Source organism: Vibrio sp. 10N.222.49.A3, from assembly GCF_041475145.1.
Lineage (GTDB): Bacteria > Pseudomonadota > Gammaproteobacteria > Enterobacterales > Vibrionaceae > Vibrio > Vibrio tasmaniensis_A.
In genome coordinates this window covers 1-2,775 of sequence record NZ_JBFRVM010000280.1, presented here as the reverse complement: position 1 = coordinate 2,775, position 2,775 = coordinate 1, and the positions used below count along the sequence as shown (strand labels likewise).

At 41.5% G+C, this 2,775-nt stretch carries 2 protein-coding genes; one reads left to right on the top strand and one right to left on the bottom strand.

Features of this window, described 5'->3' with window-relative positions; translation table 11 throughout:
• The first annotated feature begins 1,303 nt into the window (after positions 1 to 1,303).
• Positions 1,304 to 1,732: a phage protein gene (locus AB4589_RS25035; protein ID WP_372101920.1), complete on the top strand. Its 429-nt coding sequence runs from the start codon at positions 1,304 to 1,306 to the stop codon at positions 1,730 to 1,732.
• Between the two features lie 144 nt (positions 1,733 to 1,876).
• Here AB4589_RS25035 and AB4589_RS25030 read toward each other — a convergent pair whose 3' ends face one another.
• On the bottom strand, positions 1,877 to 2,707 hold the full coding sequence (locus AB4589_RS25030; RefSeq protein WP_372101919.1) for a chromosome partitioning protein ParA: 831 nt from the start codon (positions 2,705 to 2,707) through the stop codon (positions 1,877 to 1,879).
• Positions 2,708 to 2,775 lie beyond the last annotated feature (68 nt).

Here is a 2,775-nt window from a genome sequence, read left to right as displayed (position 1 = left end):
AACCCCAACCCTTCGGGTGACCGATTGAGATTTTGAAGATGACCTTTTGAGGTCATTTTTTTATGTCTGGAGAATTACGAAATGAAGACCTAGAGGTTATTTAATTTAGGACCCTTCCCCGACGAAACGGGGCCCCTTCCCAAATGAAATAACTCTCTCCTATTCTCCTTCTCACCGTCCTTGCTCAGTCTTCGCCGTCCTTGTTCGTCGTCAAACGTCGAGTAATCGATAGAAACGAAAGTTGGGAGTGCTCTGTACCAAAAAGCTATTCTGGCAAAATGAAAGGAAGGTTTTGTGATCTTCTTTGGAGGGAGTAACGCTTCGCTGCTTTTCGGGCATTTGGGGGAGCCATACCCAAGAACTGTCTCGAGTGCCCTTATCCCTGCGGGGCTAGTTTCGCTAATCCTCGTCGCTTGCGGTCGGTGTCTGATTTGTATAACCACCACCTAATAGAGAGCTACTCAAGTTCTTGGTCTCAGACCAAAAAGTCAACCAACGCGTCACGTTTGCCTGTAACTTAAAAGCATGCCATGATACAAACACTACTTTATAAGTAGAAACGCAAAAAACCACAATTAAGTGGCTTTTTTTTCAAGTTAACCCAGATACTAAAATCTCACAGCTAGTAGGGTTACTCTAAAACTCAGAGGTAAAGATGAAATACTTAGAAATAGTGTTAATTATCATAGATTTATTAGGTAAAGCTCTTGAGCTTATCAATCATTTGATAGGTTAACATTCAAAACTTATGTGGGGCAAAGTTAGCGCTGAGCTCCACAATCATCTAATCATTCAATCATTTCAACTGTTATCAAATGATGTATGTTTCTCTTTACATTGTCAACGTGTTTAATGCTACTTAGAGTGCGCATTGTGCAAATTATGTTACGGGTTAACTTCTAACAACGATTTTCCTAACGAGCATCAAAAAGGCCAGACAAGCTGACCTCCTCATTGAGCATGTTACTCGCCCACGTTCTTATTCAGTTAAGCAAGCAAACCACTCAACATAATTTAGACCCATAATACGCAGTGATTGTATGTGAAATATGAGGAGTTTCAGCACCTTAGTCCTTACGGATTTTGCGTACAACGCCGGATTAAGTCCTTAATGTTGTGGGTTTTATGGATTTTGGCTGCACGTTTATGCATGTTGAGTCCAATATTGTTGGCTATACTTTGTTTTCGTGTCTCTGATTTTTACGCTGACGTGTCGCCGTTTCCAGAGACTTTCTACTACAAACACACTTTATGAGGAGGAAAAAAACTTTGCGCGCTTGTCTTAATTTTTGAAGGAGATCACATGCTCACGCCACACTTTGCGGATCTCGTGCATCATCACTTTGATGATATCCACGACGCCGCGGCCTTTTTCCACGTTCAACCGATCACGATCACGGTCCAGCGATGGCTCTCAGGTGAAGTCCCTGTGAACCCGATGGCCGAAAAATTGATGAACATCCACGCTCGCGGTTATTTGCCTTTAGACCATCGTTGGAATGGATTTAGGGTTCACTTTGACCGTGCCACCTTGATCACGCCTGAACGACGCGAGTTTAATCCGAAAGAATTGCTCAGTTTTGCGTATTGGCGCGACGAACATCGCCAGCTCGTCGAACGCCACGGTCGAATTGATTCCCCAAAGTTCTACCCACCTAAGGAGCATCCATTGCCATTTCGTGGCGGTCGTCGTATGCCCGCGAAGCCTTGGGTGCCGGCCAAATTCAAATAATACTAGGTACATCACCCAATCGTACTAAATGCTACTCGCTCTCCAGGATTTAGACTTACTACCTCACCTGTTTATTAATTCACAACTTTACTTTGAGTCAACAAAACTGAAAAAGCTTGTTTAAAAGTTCAAAACTCAACCAAGTTAGGCAACTTCACGTAAATTGTTCATGAACCTTTCGAAGACTAATTTAGCTTTCTTAGTGCTTTCAATGTGAATAGTAAGATATTCACTTTCATCAAATTCTAAATCTAATTCAGAGCGAATAGACAATAACAGATGCGGAGTTAAGTCGTTGACCCTAAAAAATTCTGACATACAGAGTTGGCTGAATACTGCGTGACTTTCGTTTTGAACGGCCCAATTTGCATCAATTTCAGATGATACCTTGTCTCTAGATACGGATTCGTTGTTAAACGAGCGATTGAGTCTGTCCCAAGCCCCTTGATCTGATATACCTTCAAGATTCATGTTCTTCATAATAGTCAAACAACGTTCAATTTCGTTATTATGTTTCTGACGAAAAGTTTCTAACAACTCGATATGAGCTTTTCGGCTAGATAAAGCTGCACGTTCTGTCAATAAAGTCATGTAAGCAGCTGCTACTTCACCCATAAAGTTAGTAAGATTTTTTACTGTAGCTTCTGAACCGACTAAGTTAATTTTTGATATCAGTGCTGAACTGCTAGAAAATATACTTGAAATAGTCTGATCCGAAACATTTAGGTCACTCATAGATGCCAATATGTTCTGACACCTACTTAAAGCTTCTACGCTCTCAAGATAAACTTCTTTCTTGAGAAGTTTCTCTCTTTCGATAGATGCTAATTTCAATTGGTGGTTATTTTTTAACTCCTCCAATACCCCAGCATAGCCAGACCTGACTAATTCCACTTCACGGGTTATCGCGCCGATATCTTCTTTAGTCGCTAAATTGGTAGCCTTAGAGGAATGATCCGCACCAGCAGTAGGCACAAAAAAGCCTCCCGTTTGGGTAATGCCGTTCACTTAAGAGTGAACGGCATTTTTGTTCTTAGCATACC